Genomic DNA, 17,869 nt, shown 5'->3' on the forward strand with positions numbered 1-17,869 from the left:
AGCTGATCAAGAAAAAGAGGAGGAAGAGGAAGAAGAAGATTGTTATGATACTGCTGCTAAGATTATTTTAGGACTTTAATAAATGCGGCTTCGTTGCAGGGGAGGTAGCCGCAAACCTCAGAATTTTCGTGCGCCGTAGCAACATAATTGGGTTTTAATGATTATGTGTGAAGCTAGATTAGAGATGGTGGTGTGCCCACTGTATTCGGTCAGGAGCTGATTACAAAACACCCTCAAGCTGCTGTTGTAAAGAGCAACGGTGGTGAGCGTTGAGGGGAAAGTCCAAGGCAATCCTGGAGTATGACAAACTCCTTCTTAGCATTTATACCCTCAAGTATTTACAAGACAGAAAACTACAGCGCGATATCCATCGTTGAGAGAATCGTGTGGAATCGTATCATCAATTACGCGTAGCCATTGTAACAGCGTATGGGAAAAAACAATTATCTGGCAAAGGAGTGTATGAAATTGAGATCAGCAACCAGTGTGGCCGACTTATTGCCAATGCTATTATTCACTATAATTCTGCAATATTACCTAGCTCAAGCAGAAATATGAAGCTGAAGGCGATGAAAAGGCGGTGTCTATGTTAAAGAAAATATCCCCTATAGCTTGGCGGCACATTCATTTTCAAGGACACTCATATTTACGGATGATATAATCATCAATCTTGATGAGATAATCGGAAAGGTTCTTTGGCGGAGGTTAAGAAAAAGCAAGGTGACCAAAAAATGCCCGTAAAATTCTGGGGTTTGCGGCTAGAGCCCCTATTAGAAGATTGTTATTTTTTTAGGAACATTCCATACTTGAATTACTACGATCTTTAGCAGAGGTTTCCTCGTCAGCAGGACTAAGGTCAACATTTTGCTTATTCTCTTTGCTTCTCATTGCATCAAGCTGATCTTTCATTTTTGATTGCAACGCCTTTCGTGAAGTAAGCTCCCACCCCGAATTAAATGTCGCCCAACCTCGGGATGTTAGATCAGATTGTATGTCTATTTTTCCCCCAGACACCGCAGATAATACAGCTGAAATTGCATCCACGACTGTGCCAGCAAATACCTTCATTAACCCTCCCAAAACTTTGAGGTCTGGGTAGTTTATGGCAAGTTCTTTATTCAGTTTTTCGTATCGGTCCAGGTTTGGTGCCTGAGTATGAGGGCTAATGGCCATTGACGTAGTCATTACAGCGGTTTCCAATAATAGACGTTTACCACTAACGCCTAGGGCTCTTTGTTTTTCTATTTCTATTAAAACCTGATTTCCTTGCGTAAGTGCTGCTAATTTAGAAGCGCTCTCTACTTGTTCGGAATTGTTTATTAGGTCTTGGAGGTGTTTTTCAATTTCTTCCTTACCCTCTTTTATTCGTTGATCTAATAATTTTTCGACCCGTTGATGAGGACAATTAAAGTCTCTCCATTCGATGAGCCAGGCTTTTTGGGAATCATCTTTTAGTTGTTGATAGTTTGCATTAACATAAGCGTCAACAGAGTTCCAGATTAGCTTTATATGATGATTCATACCTCGACCTTTAACCATTGTGGGTGCGGCATGTAATGCTTCTTCGAACTCTTCTCGACTCATTGGGATTTTTATAACTCCATTTTCCTGCTCTTTTGGTGTTAATTCAAATGATTTAACGAGGTTATAATAAGCAGAGGCTACTCCACCTCGGTCAATTGCGTCTTTACAACTGAAGTTAATACTTTTGGGGTTTAATGAATCAATAATATGATTTGTCAGTTGATATTTTATAAAATGAAACCAGACTGCTTGTCGTTCCGCTTCGGTCAATTCATCTTTATTTGAATATCCCAATGCCTCGAAGCTCTCATCCAGTAGTCTTTTTAGAATTTTAGCCTCAGTTTCTGGTGAATACCTGGCTCCATCCTTAAATATTTTTCTACGAATTCGTTCACTAATGTGAAAGTCTTTTACTTCCATTAGCCCAGGAGGAGTGTGGTCTGGGCTTGCAAGCAAGCTCTTCGCCTGGGCATCGGTAAGATGTATTGGGTCGGTTTTTTGCTTGTTTATATCATTTAGATTCTTCTCAAATTGAGGAAAGTTATCAATTGGTACTTCGTCAGGTTCACCATTTGAATTAATATAGAAGAGCTTGGTGGGACTGTTGTCATCCTTGCAATATATATAGCTCCCTTTATATTGAGAAATATCATCAGGTAATTTATCTCTCAAATGGACATCATACCCTTTAGATTCCTGGGCGATCCGTAAAAAATCTTCTCTTACATTTTTAGCATTATATTTGGTTGTAGTATCTGCATACGCATGTTGACTCATCAATCCCTTGTCCGCAGGAAGCGTAATAACAGCAACATTTTTATGGCCTATTTGTTGAACTCCATCTTCTTTTGTGTGTAGTTCAAGTGCCTCTAATTGTTCGGTTAACGCTTTTTCCTTTGACCCTTCAAGACCTTTTCTATCACGACCCAAAAGATTAAAATAAATATGAGTTATTCTATCTTCGTCTATCTCTTCAACATCGTCATTGTCTCTTTGTTCTACAATGTTACCAAGTCCGATTTCTTCCTGAGTCTGCTTTTTGGCATTCAAGCGTTCCGCTCGTTGTTGTTTTGCTAGCTCTACTCTTTCTTGCTCTCTTTCGGCTTCAATTTTTAAAAACCGTTCGAATAAAGGACTTACACGAGCTTCACCTTGGTGACGTTGTCCCTGTGTACCAAACCGGTATTCAATAGGACCATTAACATTGGAGCGGTAATGTCTTATTGTGGACAAGCTAGTCCCATGTTGTGGTTTATAGTCCTTAGACATCATGGCAGTAAATCGACCTACTGCTGAGCCCTCATATGCTGGTGATGAGGATTTTTGATTGATTGGAGTTTCTTTATCGCTTACATGATGTGAAATGGATTTTTCAATGCCTGATGAACTTGGATTCTGTTGCAGAGTGATTTCTCTAATATTCTCAAAAGTATCCTTCAAAATATGATTATCATTAGCATAAAGGGAAAGAATGAATTCATCTAATGCACGAGTCTCTTCTTTAAGTCGTTCGGCTTTTTGATCCATCATCTCTTTTAAAGTGATTCTCTTAGCATTCTCGTTAGGATTCATTGCCCCAATATCTTTTATAGAGGGTAAAACCCCTAAAGTCGAAATGTATAGCCTCTGCACTTGAGGAGACATAAATGCGACGTTAGATTGTCTAATTGTTTGATGAAGCCCAATTATCTCGTAGTCTATAATCAACCTAATCTTGATGTTGTCGTAAATAGAGTCAATATTTTCTTCTAGATGAGCTAAGAACTGGGTGTATAAATCAGCATATGGAAAGGAAGGATCGTATGGAATGTGACCTCCATTTTCAGTTATTAACGTTTCAACTTGGGTGGTTGTAAGATTAAATTTATCCGATCCCTGTGTATTAATTTGTGTGAGATTTTGATCAAATTGATTAAAATCATCAATTTTTACTTCTTGAGTTGCCCCATTGGATTGAATGTAATACAGCTTTTTACTGTCGTTATTATTACAATATATATAACTTCCTTTATATTTTGACAGATCTTTAGGGAGTTGTGACATCAAACGGAATTCAGGTTCTTGTAAAGATGATATTCCCTTAACAATAGACTCTGGTAGTAAATTTAAATCAAGAACTGCTCGAGGTAACTTCACGTTCCTCAAATAGCTAAAGCAGTTCTTGTTATGTAGTTTATCACTGGTTATTGATTTAATTTTTTGTTTTGAACCAGACATAATATTCTCGAATGGTAAATATAAAACTTCATACTTATAGTCTAGCTCTAATTTATTAAATGAGTATTAACTTTTAAATATTTATGTTGTTATTTTTAAAAGGATAAAAAAATGTTGCTTCATGCTTGTTATAAAACATATTGGTGAGAAAAGAGTTAGGTATTTTTTGAAATTGTCTTATTGTAGCTAACTCAATTTTACCTTGTAGTTTTATAGTAAAAATCAGTTGCTTAGCATTTCCAGACTCTATCCATTTCATGATGAGTGCATAAGCTCGCTCAGGATAACAGGCGACATCAGACAAAACCCAATCATAACTATGTTCCAACTGCATTGGATCTATAGCGAAAGCACTTTGTTGTAAGTAGTTAATGCGCGGTAATTTGGCAATTTTAGGGTCTAATAACGCTTTATCAACAGCGGTTACGGAAGTACCGAGAGATTGCATGACATAAGTCCATCCTCCTGGAGAAGCGCCTAAGTCCAGAACTTCATCATCGGGTTTTGGGTATTTACCTAAAAGAGTAAGTGCCTCCCAAAGTTTTAAGTAAGCTCGATTGGGTGGATTTAGTTTATCTTCAATAAAATAGCATGCTCCATTGGGCCATTTTTTCTGTCGTTTTGTGCTATAAATCAAAGTATTTTTATCTAATAAGCAAAATGCACCTATTGATGGAATTTCATCTTCAATTGGAAACTGGCGCAGAAGTGGTGGAGTCTGACGTAATTGTTCTTCAATTAATCGAGAGCGCCTTACATGAGAAACAGGATGTAAGTGCCAAAATTTTCCCGCTTGACGAAGAATTTTCACAGCCTCTGATATGGATTGAAAAGTTACTGTTTGTGGTTCTAACCAAATATCCTTAGCAAAGCATACATCCATTTTTTTATGAGGAGAAAAAACCAAATCCTCTATAATATGGGTAACTTCACCTAATTCTTTAGAAAGCAAGGTAATAAATTCGGGTTTAGCAACATAAACAGCAGCAATTTTATCCATAATTTGAGTTTAAAATTAGGTTTAAAAGTACGTTATATTATCATCATGCCCCTATAAGAAACGAGTCTTGGCAGATAAAAAATACTTGCTCAACCACGACAATGATATTTACGCCTGATTTGTAATATACTGAATGAGGTTATAGAAATTTTATATGGACTAAAGGGAATTAAAATGGAAAAGCAAACCGTTCTTATTACAGGCGCTCTTAGCGGAATTGGTAAAGCAACCGCTTTTGCCTTTGCTCAGGAAGGTGCAAATATCGTAATTTCTGGGCGTAAGCAAGAAGTAGGGGATTCTTTGGCAAAAGACCTGCGTGCTCTTGGCGTGGATGTCCTATTCATTCGAGCCGATGTTCGTTATGATGATGAAGTGAAAGAGCTTGTAGATGGTACAGTAAAACGTTTTGGTCGTTTGGATGTTGCAGTCAACAATGCAGGGGTCGAAGGAATAGTAGCACCGTTTGCTGAGCAAACGATTGAAAATTATCATTCTATCTTTGATACAAATGTATTTGGTGTCTTTTTATGTATTAAGCATGAGCTCAAAATCATGATACCTCAAGGATCTGGATGTATCGTTAATCTTTCATCAATTGCTGGTCAAAAAGCGGTTCCAGGAGGGGCAGTTTATTGTGCCTCAAAACATGCCGTTGAAGGGTTTACAAAAGTCGCAGCACTTGAAGCCGCAGCTGCTAATGTTCGCGTCAATGCAATTGCTCCAGGCCCGATTAGTACGGATATGTTCGAGCGTTTCGTGGGCACCGAAGAAAACAAAACAGCTTTTCTGGAAAGTGTACCTCTAAAACGAGCCGGTCTTCCTGAAGAGATAGCGCAAACCATTGTTTTTCTAGCCTCAGATAAAGCTCCCTATATAACGGGTAAAGTGATTGGAGTAGATGGGGGTATCGCCTAAACATGTAATGGAGTCTTTCTGGCATCCGCTCATGTTGGTTAACGTGCTACTATAGGCATTTCCCTAATTCTCATTATTAATGAATGGGTTTTAAAAAAGGGCGATCTATTTTAGAGCGATTTGATGAAAAAGACATACTGTCTTTTTCATCAAATATTATTTTATTTCACATAAACAGTGCTTGCTGCTGGACCATCGTTACTTTTTGCTTCAACAAAACTAACCCTTTCTCCAACTTCTAACTTACTGAAATCATAATCGATTACACTTTTACTGGTAAAACGAAGCCTCCTACCATCTATAGTTTCAATAAAACCATAATCAGCTATTGGCGCGATTTCACGAACCAGCCCTACAGTGGGTAGTTCGTGGTGTTTTATTTCACCACGTTGCTTATGAACGTATTTTTTTAGTTGCCTTGTCATAGCAAGAAATTTATCTCTTATTGCAACATAGACATCTTCATGCGCGTGATTTTCTGCAAGATCTCTATTTACTACTAGTTCCGCATTTGGGACAACAAGATCAATACGCACATGAAAAATTTTTCCTTTATTGTGATGTCGATGCGTTTCCACGCTGACATTACAACTGATAATACCGTCAAAATACTTCCCTAATTTTTCAGCATGCTTGCGTACATTACTCTCAATGGATTTTGAGTGCTTTAGATTATTGAATATTATTTGTATAGGAAAATATGCTGAATTGTTCATCGTTTGCTCCTTATATCAATACATCAATATCGTTTTATTTAAAGCTAGTTTCTTTTGTTTTGCTTCTTTTTTTTGTTGAAGTTTGACTACATCAACCACCTTGACCATTGTCTCCGCGAGAATTTCAATAAAATCATCTAGAGTAATTATGCCTACAAGCATTTTGTTATTATTGACAACCGGTAAACGGCGGATTTTTTTTGAATGCATGATTTCAAGAGCATCAAAGAGGCTGTCATTTTCAAAGACGCAACTAAAAGGTTCTGTGACAATATCTCGGATTAACAATGAGTCAGGTTTAACACCTGCGGCCATAACCTCAACAACCAAATCACGATCAGTAACAATACCTATGGGCATCTTCTGATTTTCTTGTTCCTCAAGTAAAACTAAGTCTCCAACATGATGGGATCGCATCAGCTCTGCAGCGTTTTTTACTGATTCATAGCCATTGATTACAACTACATCCCGGTTACAGTATTCGCCAACTCTCATAAGGGGTCTCCCAAAATAATAGTTGTTTTAGTTTTTTGCTTGGTAAGCAAAGTACTATTCGAGATAGAAACGCTTCATATTCACTACGTCGAACAACGAACTGATCGCAGGGAAACGAAAGTCATATAATTTTATTAACTGTTTTTAGTATAGTATATAAAACTTGGGTTCGGGTTAACTCGACTGCGTTAACCCCTGATTTTATACTGAGATAGAAGAGGTATAGGATGTTTTTTTGAACAAATGACAACGAAATAAAGAAAGATTTATAAGTAAAAACAATATAGCTAAACCAAAAGATAAAAACAGACCCTTTTTTAATGAAATAAGAATAAATAAAACTAAAATGGACCGTATTATTTCAAAAAATAGTTTTTTTTGTTTGCCGTTGGCAATTGAACCAAGTGTATAAAGGGTGAATAAAATAAATGCTCCAATAAGCCACGAACTCAATGAGTTTAAAGTGAAGATAAATGAGAGGTGAGCATAGAGAGCTATTACAAGGCCTATGTTTATTAACATGTATAATTTGGGAGATTCGCTATTTTTCTGATTCACTATCCGTTTGGAGATATTTTGATTTTGCTGCTGCAAACGATGAATTACCCATTCTGGAGGCATAAAAAAAGCTTTAATAAGATCCAGCTTACTCTTCAGATTTTTTCCATAATATAATACATCTTTAATAACTTTAACATTGGCATAAAACGGATTCCAGGTTTCCAGGGGCTCAGTTATTCCATATTCTACCGAAGCCCTTTCTGGTTCAAAGGTTCCAAAAAACTTGTCCCATATAATTAAACTTCCCGCAAAATTTTTGTCTATATATTGGGGATTTATGCCATGATGCACTCTATGATGAGACGGTGTATTAAAAATCTTTTCAAGCCATCCCATCTGGTTAATGGATTGGGTGTGAATCCAAAATTGATAGATAGTATTACTTGAAGCAACCAAAACAAACATCCAAGTTGGGAAGCCAATTAGAGCGAGAGGCAAATAAAAAACCCAGGATGTTAGTGTTTGAAAATAGCCCTGTCTTAGTGCGACTGATAAATTATAATTTTCACTTTGATGATGAACCGAGTGTCCTATCCAAAGAAAATTACATCGATGACTTGCTCGATGGTACCAATAATAACAAAAATCAACACCAAACCAGAGCAAGAGCCAAGAAATAATAAGATGAGGATTTATATGAAACAAAGCAAAATGCTCATATAAATAATAATAACCAAAAATTATTAAACCTCTTACTGGTAGCGCAGCAATTTCCTCGAGTATGCCAGCACTCAAATTATTAATGGAATCATTGAATTGATATAGACCCGATTTTTTGTAATAAGAAATGCTCCACTCGATTCCAATTAAAATTAAGAATATAGGGGCAGCAAATACTGTTAAATTAATATCCATATCAATCCTTTTACTTGAGGGGAGTCAAGATAGAAATATTTTTATTTTCTTCTAATTGTACTCTGCTTGTAAATGCTGATATTAATATTTGCCTGGTTTTATGCAACAACATGATTTTAAATAATGGCTAAGACCAGAACAAAAACTGTGAATTTCAGATTAAGTATTGCTATATGGATAGAGGCGTAGGTTTCCCTTAGCCATATCAAAAGTGGTAATTAAATAAGTACTTCATTGGAAATGTGTGATTTTAAGAAATGCATATATTCGGCTTCATAGCCGATACTTGCTGGCAAATGAGCAACAGAGCTAATGGCATACTTAATAGGTGTTTCTGAAGAATCGTTATCGAATGTTCGATTATTAATAAAACAATAATCGATTCCAAAGTTTTTTGCGCCATAGCCATCACTAATAATCGAATCACCTACCATTAACATTGAGTCTTTCTCAATCACTTGTTTGCGCTTGCTCATAATCTCTTGAAGGGCAATATTAAAAATTTCTATGTTAGGTTTCGCTACACCAACTTCATCAGAAACTATATAGCAATCAAACCAATTACTTAACTGGAGTCGTTGCTTTTTTTCTCCTTGTACCTCGACAAACCCATTAGTAATAATACCTAGAATATGTCCTTTTTGATGTAGGAACTCGATAGCAGTTCTCACGTTGGGTAGCCAATGTGCATGAACATAAAGATTGATATCATAAGCATCTGCAATCACTTCTACAGGTGTAGAACAAGAGAGTTTTTGATTTAACTGTACAAATCGTAATAATCTTACATCGCTTGGCATGAGTGCATGTTCTTTGGTTCCAACTTGACTCCAAAGACACGCATTAATTTCTTTATAAAGACGCTCAAAAAGTGTGTACTCAACTGTTGAGTAGAATTGCTTATAGATATCTATCAATCCCATACGTTGGGAATAGGCAAAATCTATTAGTGTGTCATCTAAATCAAATAAAATAACTTGATAAGGCATCTATGAACCCTGATTATTCATCTACATCCAAAAATGTAAGTACCAATTCACTATACTTTGGCCCCAGAATAAAGAAATCAATCCACTTATACATAAAAAAGGACCAAATGGAATTGCTGTATCTTTGGATTTACCTTGTAAACGTAAATACATTAAACCAATAATTGTACCACTAATTGAAGATAGAAGGAGAATTAACGGTAAAAATACCCAACCAAACCAAGCTCCAAATGCTGCAAATAATTTAAAATCTCCATGCCCCATGCCTATCTTCCCCGTAAACAAATAAAATATTTTAATAAATATCCACAATCCCATATAAGCTCCCGCAGCACTGAGTACGGCTTGAGGTAAGGGTGTAAATAGATTTTCAGTATTTGCAATAAGACCTATCCATAATAAGCTTAAAGTTAGACTGTCGGGTAAAATTTGATGATCTAAATCGATAAAAATTAAACAAATTAATATCCAAATAGCAATCAATACAAAAATTAATTGTAAGGTAAAGCCGAAATGCCAACTTGCATATAACGAAAGGAGCAGGGTACCTAATTCAATTAAAGGATAGCGAATAGAGATGGGACTTTTACATTGATAACAACGTCCACGTAAAAATATGTAGCTTAAAATCGGGACATTTTGCCACGCTTTAACCATGGCTTTGCATGATGGGCAAAAAGATCTTGGAAAAAATAAATTAATCGATTGCTGCTCATCTTCCTTGCCCCCAACCAGTTCATTATATTGTTGTTTCCACTCTCGCTCCAACATTATAGGCAAACGGTAAATAATCACGTTCAGCAAACTACCCACCGCAAGGGAAAATAGAGCAATTACAACGTACATAAACCAAGTATGATTATTAATAAGGTCATATATCATTAACTGATCCTGCTGCTGGAATATCTAGGTGCAGCGAAGCTAAACCTAGATTTTAGGTCATAAATTACCCGGAATTTGCTTCGCTGCACCCGGGTTATTAAATGTTTTATATTGCAGATCCGAGTTTAAATATGGGTAGGTACATTGCAACAACAAGTCCTCCTACCAAGACACCTAAAACACACATAATAATAGGCTCTAATAAACTGCTCAGTGAGTCGACAGCATTATCAACATCTTCTTCATAAAAATCAGCCACCTTACTTAACATTTTTTCTAGAGCACCTGATTCCTCACCAATGGCTACCATTTGGATTACCATATTGGGAAATAATTGCGTATTTTCCATGGCTTTATTCATTTGTTGCCCAGTGGATACCTCTTCCCTAATATTATCAGTAGCTTTAGCAAAAATGATATTTCCTGTGGCTCCTGCTACAGATTTAAGGGCTTCAACTAAAGGCAACCCAGCTGCGAAAGTAATCGATAAAGTTCTTGCAAAACGAGCAATCGCCGCCTTTTCAATAATAGGACCAATAACCGGTATTTTGAGCAGCGTTCTATCTACATTTTGCGCGAATTGAGGTGAGTGTTTTTCCGCATAGATAAATGCATAAATCCCACCGCCTAAAACTCCAAAAATTAAATACCAATAGGATTGAAACACTTTGGACATACTTACTACAGCTTGTGTCATTGCGGGTAAGTCCGCACCAAATCCTTTAAATAATGCCTCAAATTGTGGTACCACGAAAATAAGTAGTCCCGCCGTAACAAGAAAAGCAACAACCAATACAGCGAGTGGATATGTTAATGCCTTTTTAATTTTCTTCTTTATGGTTTCTATTTTTTCTTTATAGGTTGCAACCTTATCGAGCATGATATCAAGCGATCCAGATTTCTCACCGGCCTCCACCAAATTGCAAAATAATTCGTTAAAATGTGCTGGAAATTTTTGAAGTGATTCGGAGAGCGTTAATCCTGTTTCAACATCTCGTTTTATCGTTTCAATTAATTCTTTAAATCGTTTATTGGATTGTCCTTTTGCCACAATATCAAAGGATTGAACTAGAGGGATTCCTGATTCTATCATTGTGGCTAATTGGCGACTAAATACGGTGATATCTCCAGATTTTATTTTTTTATTTTTTAAACTGAAAAAAGGCGGGCGTTTCTTGGCAATTTTATGAACAACAATTCCTTGTCTTCGTAATTCCACTTTGGCTAAAGCAACGCTTCGAGCCTCAATGTCACCGTTGATTTGTTGAGCGGCCTTATTAACTCCAGTGTAATGAAAAGTTAAAGTCGTATTGGCATTTTTTTTCATTTTTTGCCCAGTTAATCAACGGTTACCCGATTGACTTCCTCAATAGTTGTAATGCCTAGCTTTATCTTTTCAAGTCCCGATTGATAAACCGTAATCATTCCTTCTTCCTGTGCAATTTTTAATATTTCCAATGAGTTTCCTCCGGCCATGATGATCTGGCCAAGTTTTTTAGTCATAGGTAGCACCTCAAATAATCCTATTCTTCCACGATATCCGCTGGTACACCTAGCGCATCCTCCGGCTTTATATAACTTAATTCCCTCTAAATCAGATTCTTTAAAACCTAACTCTAACAAACTGGGTTTGTTGAAGTCATCTCTTAAGACTTTACAATGTTCGCATAATTTTCGAGCTAAACGTTGAGCAATAATAAGTGTTACGGAGCTGGCCACATTAAATGTTGCGATTCCCATATTAACTAATCGATTTAGTGTTTCTGCGGCACTATTCGTATGTAATGTAGAGAGTACCAAATGTCCTGTTTGAGCTGCTTTAACTGCAATTTCAGCCGTTTCCAAATCGCGTATCTCACCCACCATGATGATATCCGGGTCTTGACGTAAAAAAGAACGTAACGCATTAGAAAAAGTTAATCCCGCTTTGGGATTAATATTAACCTGATTTATTCCTGTTACTTTTATTTCCACAGGATCTTCAGCCGTGGAAATATTGACTTCTTTCGTGTTAAGAATATTTAATGCGGTATACAACGTTACGGTTTTACCACTACCTGTTGGCCCAGTTACAAGGATCATTCCTTGAGGTCGTTCAATGGAATGTTTAAAATATTCTTTTTGAATAGGACTAAAACCTAATGCCTCGATACCTAATTTTGCAGACCCAGGGTCTAAGATCCGCATAACAACTTTTTCACCTGAGGTAGTAGGGCAGGTGCTTACGCGAAAATCAATGGATCTGGTTTTAGATATCTTCATTTTAAAACCACCATCCTGAGGAATTCGTCGTTCTGAAATATCCAAACAAGACATGATTTTTATGCGCGCAGTAATTCGTGTAGCTAAGCTTCCAGGAGGGGTCGCAATTTCGTGTAAAATACCGTCTTGTCGATAGCGTATTCGATATTCCTTTTCATAGGGCTCAAAATGAATGTCAGAGGCACCTTGTTTGATGGCATCAAGGAGTATTTTGTTAACAAATTTAACTATAGGTGCATCCTCTGTTATCGAAGTAACAACCGCGGTATCATGATCTTCTTCTTCATTAATAATAATTCCATCGAATTCAGTCGTATCGCCAACAAATTCGGATAAGCCCTCAGTTTCCTTAACAGTGAGTAAATGATCAATTAATGTGCTGAGCTTGTCTGCTTCAACTATAATTGCGTGTGTGTTAAGTCCTGTATGAAACTGGATCTCCTTTAGAGAGGCTTGTTTGCTTGGATCCTCTGTTGCAAGATATAAGTTATTCCCTCGACAAAATAGAGGGACCATTGAATGTCGACGAATTAACTTTTCATTTACCAGATTCGTAGGAATGGAGTCGATGTCTATGCAGTCAAGATCCAGCATAGGAGCACCAAAATTATGTGCTGCTGTGAGTGCAATTTGTGTGGCTGATAAAATGTTATTTTTGACAAGGTATTGAACTAAAGATATTTTTTCTGCAGAAGCATTTTTACAGAACTCAATAGCTTGTGGTTTATCCAAAAGCTTTTCAAGGACAAACAATTGTCCTATTCCATGTAATTTGAATTCATCGCTTCCTAACATAAGTTCCGATCAGTTTATAATAATATTAAATATAGTTAATTCATTTAATAAAATCACGTGTTCCATTGATATTCGTGTTGTTCATATATTATCTATTAGATAAAAACGAATGGCGAAGAAAATCGCGAAATGTTTCTTTTGTCCATATTTAATGGGTTACGAGGCAATATTTAAACTCAAAAAATGGATTGTATGTATATGAAACTCGTTGTATTGTAGTTTAATTCAGGATTAACTATTTTAAAAGGCATTATTTTGTTGATCGAACGGCAACTTAAACAATATCGCGCCCTGAATAAATGGTTTAAATCGCCTCTGGGGCTTTTTGCTGCTCATGAATTTTTAGTAAATATTGAACATGAAAGTGACTACTCACATGGCGAGACATTACTACAATTGGGAAATTGTGGTGATAATATATGGCTTAAAAAATTTAATTATATCCATAAATGGATTGCATCACCTTTTTATTTAGCCAATAAAGTCCAAATTGAATGTGCTTTAAATCAACTTCCACTCGACCGCAATAGTGTTGACTGTATTATTGTTCCACTCACACTCGAACCCTTCGCTAATAGTTTTAGTTTAATTGATGAAATCGATCGTGTCCTTAAGCCAATGGGTTTTGTTATTTTATTAAGTATTAATCCTTGGAGTCTGTGGGGTGGGGCAATGAAAACTGGGTTTCTCCACTGTTACAGCGACCAAAAAGTAAAAATGCGTACTCCGTTTAATTTAAATCGAATTTTCTTACAAAGAGGTTATAGACAATACTCCCTGAGAAATTTTTGCTATATTCCTCCAGTGAATAACTCATCATTAATTAAAAAATTTACTTTTTTTGATGAAATAGGCAAGATGCTTTGGCCTTTTCCTTCCGGTTTTTACTGCTATATTGCGCAAAAGTATCAAGTTATAGAACCTGAATTACAAGTAAATCCAGCTGAATCGGCAATGAAAAATTACCAAGTTCCACTGCAGCCGGTTATTTTTTCTTCTCAGAACCATAATCTTTATCCTTCTGATAAAATACCAAATGATATCGATTACTAATCCTTAGGTTTAAATATCATATCAAATGGACTAGGTGCTTTCATTTCGGTTAATGAAGGCGATGCTGCTTCAATGGTAGCAGATGTTTGAACTCGTTGAGTAACTGCTTTATCAAATGTTGTTAATCCATCCATCAACGTATTTTGATTTGGACTGCCAAATTGCTCTTGAGTAATGTCTTCTTTTATTGTTTGCTCTATCGTTTTTGTACTTCCTTCATATAGTTGACCATTGCCTGCTGAAAATACATAGTCGTCCTTAGGTATAAAAGCAATATCATGTACGAATTCGGCGCTAATAGGGGACAACCCACCACAACAAAACTGTTGACACTTTACAGCTTCGTCTTCATAAAATTTTTTCCTCTGCTGTTCATTACGAAAAGAAAGAATGGGAGGAAACTCCATGAGTAACATCTCTCGTTGTTTTTTAATTGACTCATTGTTTTCCGTATCAAGACATTCAGATCTAAAGTCATTAATTAAAGGTGACTCTTGTTTGCCGGGTACCAGATTTTGAAAATAAATCATTTTATCTAATTGGAGGGGAGCTTGTGCCATAATAATCCTTCCTAACTAAATCTCACTTATTTATAACATTAACTGCTATTAATATAGCCACTCTTAATAGTTTAAAGATTAGCAGTTATGTAGAGAAATGCGAGTTATAGCAGATATACGTTAATTTAAATTGAATAGAGTACCTTTGTTTTTGTATAATTTGCTTTGCCATAAAAACAGGTTAATTTTATGAATAAAAAAACGATATTCAGAATCACTTTTGCTAATCAAGAAGCAATTTATGAGGTTTATGCGCGCTCTGTTAAAGAAAGTGAGATGTTTGGGTTTCTAGAGGTCGAAGAATTGGTGTTTGGTGAACAAACAGCATTAGTTGTTGACCCTTCGGAAGAGCGATTAAAACTTGAGTTCAATGGTGTAAAACGCACATTTATTCCAATGCATTCAATTTATCGTATCGATGAAGTTACAAAACAAGGGACAGCCAAAGTAAAAGATAATCCAGGCTATGGAAGTAAAGTTAGCCCATTTCCTGGAACAGGAAAAATAAAAGATTAAATAAATGTATCCCTATAACCTGCTCTGTCCCGAGGACTCAGAATGACTATTCCAGATAAAATAAAAGAAGTTTACGAAAAATCATCTTGCTTATTTACTACTAATGAAGTTGAAGCAGCACTTGATCGAATGGCAATTAATATACATAAGGAATTGCAAGATCAAAATCCAGTTCTTGTCTGTGTTATGGTTGGCGGATTAGTCCTTTTAGGTAATTTACTTCCACGATTGGATTTTCCATTAGAAGTAGATTATGTTCATGCAACCCGCTATCGAGGTGAGACCCGAGGTGGAGATATTGTTTGGAAAGTGAAACCGTCAACTAATTTGCAAGGCAGAACTGTTCTTGTTGTTGATGATATTCTTGATGGTGGTATTACTCTGGCAGCAATTATCGAAGAAATAAAATCCTTGGGAGCGGAACAAGTTTATAGCGCCGTTTTAGTGGATAAGTATCGAAAACGGGTTCCAAATGGATTGCAAAAAGCCGATTTTGTAGGCTTACAAGTAGAAGATCATTATATATTTGGCTATGGTATGGATTACAATGAGTACCTTAGAAATGCACCTGGTATTTTTGTAGTACATCCTGATCATGAATAACCAAAATCTTAGCTTTGATGAGTACTTACACTAAAAGGACTTCAGCAAGCAAGGAGGCTAAAATGCGTTCTGTGGTGGTTACAGGTGTTTCATCCGGAATTGGATATGGCATAGCTAAGAAACTGATTGCTCATGGCATAAGAGTTTTTGGAAGTGTGCGTAATGAAAAAGATGCGCAACGTGTATCAGCTGAACTTGGTGCGCTTTGCGTTCCTCTTATTTTTGACATAACGGATCAAAATGCGGTTCGAAATGCGGCCCAACAAGTACGTGAGCAATTACAAGACGAAATGCTCTGGGGATTGATCAATAATGCAGGAATTGCTGTTGTTGGGCCATTAATGGAAACACCTATCGAAGAGTTTCGTCGTCAATTTGAGGTAAACGTTATTGGACAAATTCAAGTAACCCAGGCTTTTATCTCTTTACTAGGTGCTGACAAAACGCTGAAAGGAAAGCCTGGAAAAATCATTAACATAGGTTCTGTATCGGGTAAAATATGTAAACCATTTTTCGGCCCTTATTCTATTTCAAAACATGGCGTAGAAGCATTTTCAGATACATTAAGAATTGAATTGATGATTTATGGTATCGATGTCGTGCTCATCGGACCAGGAATGATAAATACTGAGATTTGGCATAAGAATGAAGATCAAGTTAGTGATGATAAACTACGTCAATCAATTTATGCTAAACCTTTACTTAAATTTAAGAATTATATTTATCATAAGGTTGAACAATCCGCTTTACCCGCAAAAAAGGTTGGGGAGCTTGTATATCGAATTTTATCTAATCCTAATCCCAAACCGCGTTATACTTTAGTCCCACATCTCTTCTCCGACTGGATAATGCCAAGACTGTTATCTAAGCGTTTTTTAGATAAAAAAATAGCAACAGCACTAGGTTTTTTTAAAGAATAATCCAATAATAATTGGCATTATTTTATTGTGTTTAATAACTTTCTATCTATCACGTTAGGGGCTGGCATTTGAATGTGATTTAATGCGTGATTCTGAATTGAATTTGTTGGGTCGAATGACCCAACCTACTCAACCCCCTAAGACTAATTAACTGATATCCTTATCATTAAATTAATATTTAGATGAACCTTTTTAAAGAAGGATTGTCAATATCTACAGCCTCTAATGCATCTTTGGCTTGTTTTGCTGGATTTTTAGATACTTGAGCAACGCTACTGGCAGTTTTCATGCCAAGATTGCTTCCTATTTTTTCTGCTAATTCATAAGGGAGTTCAGTTTTGTGCGCAAACAATCCTCTAACAGATGCTCTAGCATAGGATTGTTGAACTGCTAACAAACTCTCTTTTATCTCGGGTAAAGACTGTTTTTGGAGACTTGCATTTGTCGGAAATAAATCACGTAAAGTGGCTAAGTTCTCTGTTGTTAGGATCAAGTCAATTCGGGATTTATCTGTAAGATAAGCAAATAATTTTTTTGTGTTTATGGAATTATCGCTGATTAAGTCCTTTAAAACACTTAAATCTGAAATATTTAAAGGAGTATCATATTTTTCTATGGATTTGATATTTTCTTTAATAAGACGGAAAGTGCTTTCAAATAATTCCTCTTTTTCAGAGGGAGCTACTTCTGAGGGTAGATTTATTTTGCATGTATAACCAATAGGAATAGGGCAGCTACTGAAATCATCTATAACATTTATTATATCCACTAGAAGAACCGCTGGTTCAAATTCAACCTTTGCACAAGACATGATATTTCCTCACTAACTAAGTTTATACAGCGCAAAATAATGCAAAATTAATACCGAATGTACATATTTTACACGGCATGATATGGTAAGGGAATACAGTCATTTAGAAACCGCACTTTTCCAAAAACGAAAGAAATCATCTGAGAGATTTAGGTTTCTATAAGTTCCTTTTCGCCTCAAGGTCACCCTTGAGAC

Annotated in this window: 16 protein-coding genes and 1 pseudogene; 6 read left to right on the plus strand and 11 right to left on the minus strand. The window is 36.2% G+C overall.

All coding sequences use genetic code 11. The features are described 5' to 3' along the window. Positions 1 to 284: 284 nt before the first annotated feature. Positions 285 to 640: pseudogene (locus ACWTEW_RS24615) on the plus strand (Tn3 family transposase); the annotation flags it as partial. 149 nt (positions 641 to 789) lie between these two features. Here ACWTEW_RS24615 and ACWTEW_RS24620 read toward each other — a convergent pair. After that, positions 790 to 3,741, minus strand: coding sequence for a hypothetical protein (locus tag ACWTEW_RS24620; RefSeq protein WP_454780735.1), 2,952 nt, complete (start codon positions 3,739 to 3,741; stop codon positions 790 to 792). 73 nt (positions 3,742 to 3,814) lie between these two features. Further along, positions 3,815 to 4,741: an SAM-dependent methyltransferase gene (locus ACWTEW_RS24625; RefSeq protein ID WP_454780736.1), complete on the minus strand. Its 927-nt coding sequence runs from the start codon at positions 4,739 to 4,741 to the stop codon at positions 3,815 to 3,817. Positions 4,742 to 4,915: 174 nt separating this feature from the next. On the opposite strand from ACWTEW_RS24625, the gene ACWTEW_RS24630 reads away from it, so the two are divergent. Next, complete coding sequence (locus ACWTEW_RS24630) at positions 4,916 to 5,656, plus strand: SDR family NAD(P)-dependent oxidoreductase (protein ID WP_454780737.1); 741 nt, start codon at positions 4,916 to 4,918, stop codon at positions 5,654 to 5,656. 161 nt (positions 5,657 to 5,817) lie between these two features. Here ACWTEW_RS24630 and ACWTEW_RS24635 read toward each other — a convergent pair whose 3' ends face one another. From ACWTEW_RS24635 to pilB, 7 genes are all read right to left on the minus strand, one after another. Then, positions 5,818 to 6,372: an HPF/RaiA family ribosome-associated protein gene (locus tag ACWTEW_RS24635; protein WP_454780738.1), complete on the minus strand. Its 555-nt coding sequence runs from the start codon at positions 6,370 to 6,372 to the stop codon at positions 5,818 to 5,820. Positions 6,373 to 6,387: 15 nt separating this feature from the next. Then, a complete protein-coding gene (locus ACWTEW_RS24640; protein WP_454780739.1) occupies positions 6,388 to 6,867 on the minus strand; it encodes a CBS domain-containing protein in 480 nt (159 codons plus the stop codon). A gap of 201 nt (positions 6,868 to 7,068) precedes the next feature. Further along, on the minus strand, positions 7,069 to 8,283 hold the full coding sequence (locus ACWTEW_RS24645) for a sterol desaturase family protein (protein ID WP_454780740.1): 1,215 nt from the start codon (positions 8,281 to 8,283) through the stop codon (positions 7,069 to 7,071). Between the two features lie 218 nt (positions 8,284 to 8,501). Beyond that, positions 8,502 to 9,272, minus strand: a complete 771-nt coding sequence (locus tag ACWTEW_RS24650) for an HAD family hydrolase (RefSeq protein ID WP_454780741.1) — start codon at positions 9,270 to 9,272, stop codon at positions 8,502 to 8,504. A gap of 21 nt (positions 9,273 to 9,293) precedes the next feature. Then, the gene (locus ACWTEW_RS24655) at positions 9,294 to 10,154 is read right to left on the minus strand and encodes a prepilin peptidase (RefSeq protein WP_454780742.1); all 861 of its coding nucleotides are present in this window, start codon (positions 10,152 to 10,154) and stop codon (positions 9,294 to 9,296) included. Between the two features lie 106 nt (positions 10,155 to 10,260). Continuing rightward, on the minus strand, positions 10,261 to 11,481 hold the full coding sequence (locus ACWTEW_RS24660) for a type II secretion system F family protein (RefSeq protein WP_454780743.1): 1,221 nt from the start codon (positions 11,479 to 11,481) through the stop codon (positions 10,261 to 10,263). Between the two features lie 11 nt (positions 11,482 to 11,492). Further along, positions 11,493 to 13,211, minus strand: a complete 1,719-nt coding sequence (pilB, locus tag ACWTEW_RS24665; RefSeq protein WP_454780744.1) for a type IV-A pilus assembly ATPase PilB — start codon at positions 13,209 to 13,211, stop codon at positions 11,493 to 11,495. Positions 13,212 to 13,466: 255 nt separating this feature from the next. Here pilB and ACWTEW_RS24670 point away from each other — a divergent pair, with 255 nt between their 5' ends. Continuing rightward, a complete protein-coding gene (locus ACWTEW_RS24670; protein ID WP_454780745.1) occupies positions 13,467 to 14,264 on the plus strand; it encodes a methyltransferase domain-containing protein in 798 nt (265 codons plus the stop codon). On the opposite strand, the gene ACWTEW_RS24675 is transcribed toward ACWTEW_RS24670, so the two are convergent. Further along, positions 14,261 to 14,824: a hypothetical protein gene (locus ACWTEW_RS24675; protein WP_454780746.1), complete on the minus strand. Its 564-nt coding sequence runs from the start codon at positions 14,822 to 14,824 to the stop codon at positions 14,261 to 14,263. The two genes, ACWTEW_RS24670 and ACWTEW_RS24675, sit on opposite strands and share 4 nt — an antisense overlap. A 189-nt stretch (positions 14,825 to 15,013) precedes the next feature. On the opposite strand from ACWTEW_RS24675, the gene ACWTEW_RS24680 reads away from it, so the two are divergent. The 3 genes from ACWTEW_RS24680 (at position 15,014) to ACWTEW_RS24690 (ending at position 16,863) form a co-directional block, all read left to right on the plus strand. After that, entirely contained in the window at positions 15,014 to 15,340 is a 327-nt protein-coding gene (locus tag ACWTEW_RS24680; protein WP_264456711.1) for a DUF1820 family protein, read from the plus strand. 42 nt (positions 15,341 to 15,382) lie between these two features. After that, on the plus strand, positions 15,383 to 15,943 hold the full coding sequence (locus ACWTEW_RS24685) for a hypoxanthine-guanine phosphoribosyltransferase (protein WP_454780747.1): 561 nt from the start codon (positions 15,383 to 15,385) through the stop codon (positions 15,941 to 15,943). Positions 15,944 to 16,005: 62 nt separating this feature from the next. Next, positions 16,006 to 16,863, plus strand: coding sequence for an SDR family oxidoreductase (locus tag ACWTEW_RS24690; RefSeq protein WP_454780748.1), 858 nt, complete (start codon positions 16,006 to 16,008; stop codon positions 16,861 to 16,863). 178 nt (positions 16,864 to 17,041) lie between these two features. Here ACWTEW_RS24690 and ACWTEW_RS24695 read toward each other — a convergent pair whose 3' ends face one another. After that, positions 17,042 to 17,674 (minus strand): hypothetical protein, encoded by a 633-nt coding sequence (locus ACWTEW_RS24695; RefSeq protein ID WP_454780749.1) that lies wholly within the window; start codon positions 17,672 to 17,674, stop codon positions 17,042 to 17,044. Between the last annotated feature and the right edge of the window lie 195 nt (positions 17,675 to 17,869).

This window comes from Legionella stuttgartensis, assembly GCF_977063405.2.

Coding starts and splice junctions, on each gene's coding strand:
- ACWTEW_RS24690 (WP_454780748.1), top strand. CDS start 16,006: ATGCGTTCTGTGGTGGTTACAGGTGTTTCATCCGGAATTGGATATGGC.
- ACWTEW_RS24695 (WP_454780749.1), bottom strand. CDS start 17,674: ATGTCTTGTGCAAAGGTTGAATTTGAACCAGCGGTTCTTCTAGTGGAT.
- ACWTEW_RS24630 (WP_454780737.1), top strand. CDS start 4,916: ATGGAAAAGCAAACCGTTCTTATTACAGGCGCTCTTAGCGGAATTGGT.
- ACWTEW_RS24675 (WP_454780746.1), bottom strand. CDS start 14,824: ATGGCACAAGCTCCCCTCCAATTAGATAAAATGATTTATTTTCAAAAT.
- ACWTEW_RS24680 (WP_264456711.1), top strand. CDS start 15,014: ATGAATAAAAAAACGATATTCAGAATCACTTTTGCTAATCAAGAAGCA.
- pilB (WP_454780744.1), bottom strand. CDS start 13,211: ATGTTAGGAAGCGATGAATTCAAATTACATGGAATAGGACAATTGTTT.
- ACWTEW_RS24625 (WP_454780736.1), bottom strand. CDS start 4,741: ATGGATAAAATTGCTGCTGTTTATGTTGCTAAACCCGAATTTATTACC.
- ACWTEW_RS24650 (WP_454780741.1), bottom strand. CDS start 9,272: ATGCCTTATCAAGTTATTTTATTTGATTTAGATGACACACTAATAGAT.
- ACWTEW_RS24645 (WP_454780740.1), bottom strand. CDS start 8,283: ATGGATATTAATTTAACAGTATTTGCTGCCCCTATATTCTTAATTTTA.
- ACWTEW_RS24620 (WP_454780735.1), bottom strand. CDS start 3,741: ATGTCTGGTTCAAAACAAAAAATTAAATCAATAACCAGTGATAAACTA.
- ACWTEW_RS24635 (WP_454780738.1), bottom strand. CDS start 6,372: ATGAACAATTCAGCATATTTTCCTATACAAATAATATTCAATAATCTA.
- ACWTEW_RS24660 (WP_454780743.1), bottom strand. CDS start 11,481: ATGAAAAAAAATGCCAATACGACTTTAACTTTTCATTACACTGGAGTT.
- ACWTEW_RS24640 (WP_454780739.1), bottom strand. CDS start 6,867: ATGAGAGTTGGCGAATACTGTAACCGGGATGTAGTTGTAATCAATGGC.
- ACWTEW_RS24655 (WP_454780742.1), bottom strand. CDS start 10,154: ATGATATATGACCTTATTAATAATCATACTTGGTTTATGTACGTTGTA.
- ACWTEW_RS24685 (WP_454780747.1), top strand. CDS start 15,383: ATGACTATTCCAGATAAAATAAAAGAAGTTTACGAAAAATCATCTTGC.